The following is a 6549-nucleotide window of genomic DNA, read 5'->3' as shown; positions in this document are numbered from 1 at the left end:
GACCGCGACCTCGTCGACATCTTCAAGCTGCGCGACCAGATCGGCAGCGAGATCGTCTCGATGCTCGACAAGGAAGTGGACCGGGCCGAACAGGCGCGCACCTTCCAGGTGCCGTGGGAAAGCCTGGAGACCTGGCAATTGGTTCGACGCGGTCGCTGGCACATGAACCGGCGCACGCGCGGCGATACCGAAATCGCCCTGGATTTCTTCGAAAAGGCCTATCGGGAGGACGCCAATTCCAGCGCCGTGCTGAACGAGCTGGCATGGTGGTATTTCTGGCGGGCGTGGCTGCGTTTTGGCGACAGCGATGACCTGGACAAGGTCGAGCAGTACGCGCGCAAGGCCTTGCTGATGGACAGCCTGGACGCGCGCCCGCACGCCCATCTTGGCGTCATCGATATCATGCGGGGTCAGCCGCGGGCCGCGATCGAGCATCTCGAGGAAGCGCTGCACATCAACCCGAGCTTTGCCTTTGCGCGCTCGGCCATGGGCAGCGCCAAGCTTCTGCTCGGAGATGCCGCCGACGCCATACCGTTCTTCCTCGATACCGAGCGGCTGAGTCCTTTCGATCTCTACCGGTTCCACAATCTGGGGGAACTGGCGGTCGCCTACAGTTTCGTCGAGAACTGGCCGGCCGTGATCGCCACGGCCGATCGTTCGCTCAACCTGTCGCCTGGCTATTTCTACGCCCGATACCTGAAGATCGGCGCCTTGATGCGCAGCGGCCGTGTCGATGAGGCCAAACGCGAACTGGCGATTTTCACGACCAGGCATCCGGACTTCTCGGAGCAGCGGGTGCGCTGGATACCTTTCGCCAACAAGGCCGCGAATGAATTCCTCATCGCCAATTTCGAACTGGCAAGATCGGCGATGTGATTTCGCGGAGGCGATGGGCTGGACACAGATGATTGTGAAAAGAATCACATACTCCGAGCCGATGCGACCATAGGCCAAGAGACGGCCGGCATCGCAATGAGGTGGACAGCCGGGGGGCTTGAACGTGCATGATCAAGTTAAAGTACTTCGATAAAGTCCGCGCGGCCCAGAAAAGCCAGCGACCGCTGTCGGAAATGCCGCCTTTCGACATTGAACGGCTCCGCGCCAAGGGCTTGGCGTCCCGCATCGCGAACTTTTTCTTCGGCGATCCCCGCTGGGCCCTCGCGCTGCTGCGCCGCTTCAAGCCGAGTCTTGGCTTCGGCAATTTCCTGCTCGTCACCAGGAACGCCGACGTTCGCGAAATATTGGAGCGCGGCGAGGAGTTCGAGACGCCCTACGGGCCGGAAATGGCCGAGCTGGCGCGCGGCTCGAACTTCATCCTCGGCATGCAGGACGGCGCCGCCTACCGGCAGATGAAATCGTCGGTGCTGAGCGCCTTTCCGCCGGCCGAGGTCGAGGCCAAGGTCAGGCCGATTGCGGCGCGCCATTCCAAGGACATCATGGCGGCCGCCAGCCCCGGCTTCGACGCCATCGGCGGGCTGATGAAGATCGTTCCGGTGCACATCTGCCGCGACTATTTCGGTTTGGAGATCGACGACGAATCCGAATTCGCCGACTGGGCGATCGCCTTGAGCGCGCTGTTCTTTTCCGATCCGACGGCAAAACCGGCCACGCGCGAGCTCGCGGTCGTCGGGGGCGACCGGCTGATCAAGCTCATCGACCGTTCCATCGACGCGATCAGGGAAAAGGGCGCCAAGAACGAGCAGCCGCTGGCGCGGCTCGTTGCCCTGCTCGATCAGGGCCGCATGTCGCGGCCGGACATTCATTCCATCATGCTTGGCATGATCGCCGGCTTCGTGCCGACCAACGTGCTGGCCGGCGGCAATTGCCTGGACGTCATCCTGTCCAGGCCAGACGCGCGGCAGGCAATCGACGCGGCGCTCGCCGAAAACGACACGGCGAAGCTCGACCGGGCCATCATGGAAGCCATGCGCTTCAAGCCGATCTGGGTCGGCCCCTGGCGCTACACCTCACGCGACACGGTTATCGCCAAAGGCACGCCCCGCGAGCGGCTGGTGAAGGCGGGAACGGTGGTGATGCCGGCCACGCTGTCGGCGATGTTCGACCCGGAGGCCGTGCAAAATCCCAACGATTTCGACACCACGCGTCCGTACCGCGATTACCTGGTCTTCGGCCACGGCATCCATCTGTGCATCGGCGCCGAGATCGCCAGGATCCAGATCGGCGAAAGCCTGCGCGCGCTGTTCGGCAAGGAGAAATTGCGCCGCGCGCCGGGCAAGGCCGGGCGACTAATCAACATCGGCGCCTATCCGGAGAGCCTCAAGGTCGATTTCGAGCAGCCGGCGCTTTGCCGCACCGTCGACCAGTCGATGGTGACTGTGGTCTGCCCGGTCGTCCGGACCGTGCCGCTGGACGCCATCCGCGACAAGGTCGCCACGCTCGGCAATCCGGCCAACGAGGAGATCAGCGCCGCGCTCGACATCTCCGCCATCATCCATTTCACCAGCCTCGCCGTCGCCGGCACCGGCGAAATCGATGACGCTTCCGGTCTTGAGAAGGGTGCGCTTGTGCTCGAAATCTCCGGCGACGGCAGCGCCAGCGAGGTCATCGATGCCGTCTCCCAGGCCATCGGCCACCGGCTGCGGCCGATCTTCAAGGACGTCTGCGGCCTGCCCGAGGGCGGCTCGCTCAGCGACTTCCTGCGCAGGCACAATATCGAGATATCGCCGTCCTTCGGCAGCAATGCCGGGCTGGTGTTTTCCGGCACGCCGGGGCATTCGGTCCGCCGCATCCTGGCTGAAGCCGAGCTTGCCGACACCGTGCGCGGCATCGCCGAGCAGCCGCGCGCCGGCAACGGCGATGCCGCCATGGTGCTTGCCGAGGCCCGCCGGCATGTCCGTTCGCTGGGTCGGTTCGACTGGGCTTTCCAGCCCGCCGAAAGCCAACTCGAAAATCCGCCCGGCAAATGGTGGCGGGCCATCACCACGACGTTGCTCGCGCCGCCGATGCTGGTCGCCGTCGCGGTCGTGGTGCTCGTCTGCTGGAAGCTGACCTACAAGCTGGTGTTCGGCGATCCGAGCGGCCTCAGCTTCACCACCATCGCAATTGCCGGCACGGCGCTTCTGCTGGCCGTGCTCGGGCTCATCGCGATGATAGTTGTGGCGCTTGGCGTCTGCTTCATCGCGTTACGGCGCCTCGAAGACATTGACCGTCCGCACAACACGCCCGTCGACCTTGATGCGCTGGACAAGATCATCGTGCATGAGGATCGCGCAGCGCAGAACCATATGACGGCGATCTCGACGATGAAGGTCGGAACCTTGCGACGTTTGGCGCTCCGGCTGTCTTTCTATCTGATCTCGATCACGGCGCGGAAAGTGTTTCGACCGGGCTTCCTCGGCACCATCAACACCATCCATTTCGCCCGCTGGGTGCTTTTGCCCGGAACCAACAGGCTGATGTTCTTCTCCAACTATGGCGGCAGCTGGGAAAGCTACCTGGAGGATTTCATCGCCGAGGCTGCTTCCGGGCTCACCGGCGTGTGGAGCAACACCGAAGGCTATCCCCGCACGCGATGGCTCTTCCTCGATGGCGCGCGCGACGGCGACCGGTTCAAACGCTGGGCACGGCGGCAGCAGGTGCCGACTCTGTTCTGGTATTCGGCCTACCGCGAGCTCAACACCGCGGCCATCCGGATCAATTCCCGGATCAGGCGCGGCATTGCTTCGGCCACCGACAACGAGGCGCGCGACTGGCTGAGCCTGTTCGGTTCTCTGCCGCGGCTGGCGACCGAAAGAACCACCGTTCAAAAGACCACCTCGCTGCTGGCCAATATCAGTTCGGCCTTTCCGCCGCCTCTCGAGCAACAGCTGGAAACCGGCGAGATCCAGTCCATCTTCTTCGGTCCGTTCGGGTCGCTGGCGCACGCGCATATGATGGCGATCGCCATACCGCAAACCCTGTCCAGGGCGAGCCGCAGGGCCTGGCTCGAATTCGTCGTTGCCCGCGCGAGTTTTGGCGATGGGGTGCCGCGCGAGCGCGCCATGACGCTGGCATTCGGTCCTGACGGCCTTCGCCGCCTCGGACTGGACGGCGGCGTCGAGGGCGATCCGCTCGGCACGTTTCCTGTCGCCTTTCGCCACGGCATGGGCAATCCCGAACGCAGCCGCATCCTGGACGATCTCGGCGACAGCGTTCCCGACAAATGGCAATGGGGTTCACTGCAGAAGCCGGTGGACGCCGTCGTCGTCTGCTATGCCGAAAGCCCCGAGATCCTGAAGGCCGAACTTGCCGCGCTGAAGAAAAAGACATCGAGCGCGGGGATGGTGCTGGTTTCGGAACTGCCGCTCGCGGTCAAGCGGGAAGGCAAGCGCGCCGTCGAGCATTTCGGCTTCGTCGACGGCGTGTCGCAGCCGATCGTGCGCGGCACGGCGCGCGCAAATGCGGGTGCTGCACCCATGCATCTGGTCGCGCCAGGCGAATTCCTGTTCGGCTATCGCGACGAGCACGGTTTCTACCCGGCTTCGCCGTCCGTCCCGGCCGCGCAGGACCGCTCCGGTATCCTGTCAGCGGTGCGCCGCAACCGGCAGATCGCCGGATTGCCCCCCCCGCCGCACGATTTCGGCCGCAATGGCTCCTTTCTGGTCGTGCGCCAGTTCGAGCAGCACGTCGAGCGCTTCGACGATTATTGCAAGGCGGCAGCCGCGCAAGTGGCGGGCGAGACCGGCAATCCGGCGATCACGCCGCGCTGGGTGGCCGCCAAGATGCTCGGCCGCTGGCCGGACGGCAGTTCGCTGGTGCGCAACCCAGACGGCCGCGCCGGACGCGGCGTCGACAATGATTTCACCCTCGGCGTCGAGGACCCGCAGGGGCATCGTTGCCCGCTTGGCGCTCACATACGCCGCTCCAATCCGCGCGACTCGCTTGGCGAAGACCGCGAGACGCAGATCCAGATCGGCAAGCGCCACCGCATCATCCGCGTCGGCCGTTCCTACCAGAAGCAGGACCGGAAGGGCGCGAAGGTCGAGAAGGGCCTGCTCTTCATGTGCCTCAACGCCGACATCGAGCGCCAGTACGAATTCATGCAGCAGACCTGGGTCTCATCGACCTCGTTCCAGGGGCTGGTCGGTGAAAAGGATCCGACGATCGGTTCGCGCACCTGCGACGGCAGGTTCACCATCCCGTCCTGGGAAGGCGTCACGGTCCTGAAGGGAATACCGCAATTCGTCACCACGCGGGGAGGCGGCTATTTCTTCATGCCGAGCAAATCCGCGCTGCGCTATCTGATCTCGCGGCTCTGATTCGGGTGCCGCATCGCCGAATGACGCCCTCAGTCGTCGTCCTGCGATTCGGCAATGGTAGCGAGCGCCCTGGCGTCGGTTATGCGCAGGCCACCTCGCTTGATCTCGATGATCCGGCGGCTGCGCCAGTCGTTCAGCGTCTTGTTGACCGACTCGCGCGTCGCGCCGAGGAACTCGCCCAGCTCCGATTGCGATATCGGTATCCAGCCGGCCCCATCGGCCATGACGCCGCCCAGGAACACCAGACGTTTCGCCAGCCGGGCCTCGATGCCGAAGAAGGCCTGGTCGCCAAGCTCGCCGCTGACCCAGCGCAGCCGTGCGCACAGCAAGTCGATCATGGCGCGCGCCAGAGACGGGTTTTTCTCAATACGGTCAAAGAGTTGCGTGCGGCTGAGCGAGACCAGTTCGCAAGCCGTGAGGCAGATGGCGGTTGCCGTGCGCGGGCGCCCGTCGAGCGCGCCGATCTCGCCGACCAGGCTACGCGACAGCTCGATATTGGCCACCAGCTTCTGGCCGCCCGGCGAGTAGATCGAGATTTCCACCGAGCCGCTCATCACGCCGTAGATGCGATCGGCGGAATCCTCCTGGACGAACAGATGCTGGCCGGCCGCATAGCGCTCGACCTTGCAACCGCTGAACAGAAGATCGAACTGACCTGGATCGATCCGCGCAAGGCGCGGCAGGTCGTTCCTGTCGTTCGCGCTGGCGAAAGCCATGTTGATGTCCCGATTGCCACCCTGGCTGAAGTTTACGGCAACAGAGGACGGCGTCAAAGCCCCAGCGTTCAACCGTGCCACGACGAGTATGAGGCTTCACCAATTTGAGAGAGAAAAGATCCTGCCTGGATCATGCGGATCGCAATTTGAGGCGGCAGGGGGATGGTGGGCGATGCAGGGATTGAACCTGCGACCCCACCCGTGTGAAGGGTGTGCTCTCCCGCTGAGCTAATCGCCCGCTCGTTGCCCGAAGGCCAAGCGAGCCGCGATATAAGGGAGGCAGGCTGCCGAAGTCAAGGCGATGTGACGCTCATGCTGCAAGGATCGTATTTGCGGATCGGCGGGCCGGTACGGCCCCCCTTTTTGCTCAGCGCGCGGCGTCGATCAGCCGCTCGGCCAGGCCGAGGGTGAGCGCATCGAAATGCGAGATCACGGCCGACGGCTCGAATTCCCTGACATGGCGATCGGTATAGCCGAAATCGACCGCCACCACCGGAATGCCGGCGGCCTTGGCGGTGTCGATATCGGTCTGCGAATCGCCAACCATCAGCGCGCGCTGCGGATCGCCGCCGGCC

At 64.3% G+C, this 6549-nt stretch carries 3 protein-coding genes, 1 tRNA gene and 1 pseudogene; 2 read left to right on the top strand and 3 right to left on the bottom strand.

The window, feature by feature from the left end:
* Both EOA33_RS20060 and EOA33_RS20055 read left to right on the top strand, forming a co-directional pair.
* Positions 1 to 876: pseudogene (locus EOA33_RS20060) on the top strand (adenylate/guanylate cyclase domain-containing protein); the annotation flags it as partial.
* A 128-nt stretch (positions 877 to 1004) separates the two neighbouring features.
* Positions 1005 to 5258, top strand: coding sequence for a cytochrome P450 (locus EOA33_RS20055; RefSeq protein WP_127406375.1), 4254 nt, complete (start codon positions 1005 to 1007; stop codon positions 5256 to 5258).
* Between the two features lie 29 nt (positions 5259 to 5287).
* Here EOA33_RS20055 and EOA33_RS20050 read toward each other — a convergent pair whose 3' ends face one another.
* The 3 genes from EOA33_RS20050 to EOA33_RS20040 form a co-directional block, all read right to left on the bottom strand.
* Positions 5288 to 5974, bottom strand: coding sequence for a Crp/Fnr family transcriptional regulator (locus EOA33_RS20050; RefSeq protein WP_126054524.1), 687 nt, complete (start codon positions 5972 to 5974; stop codon positions 5288 to 5290).
* 163 nt (positions 5975 to 6137) lie between these two features.
* Positions 6138 to 6212, bottom strand: a tRNA-Val gene (locus EOA33_RS20045).
* A 129-nt stretch (positions 6213 to 6341) separates the two neighbouring features.
* Positions 6342 to 6549: HAD hydrolase-like protein (locus EOA33_RS20040; RefSeq protein ID WP_148670643.1), on the bottom strand; the 208-nt coding region annotated here is incomplete at its 5' end.

It is taken from the genome of Mesorhizobium sp. M4A.F.Ca.ET.050.02.1.1 (assembly GCF_003997725.1).
Taxonomy (GTDB): Bacteria; Pseudomonadota; Alphaproteobacteria; order Rhizobiales; family Rhizobiaceae; genus Mesorhizobium.
This window is presented reverse-complemented; position numbering and strand designations above follow the sequence as displayed.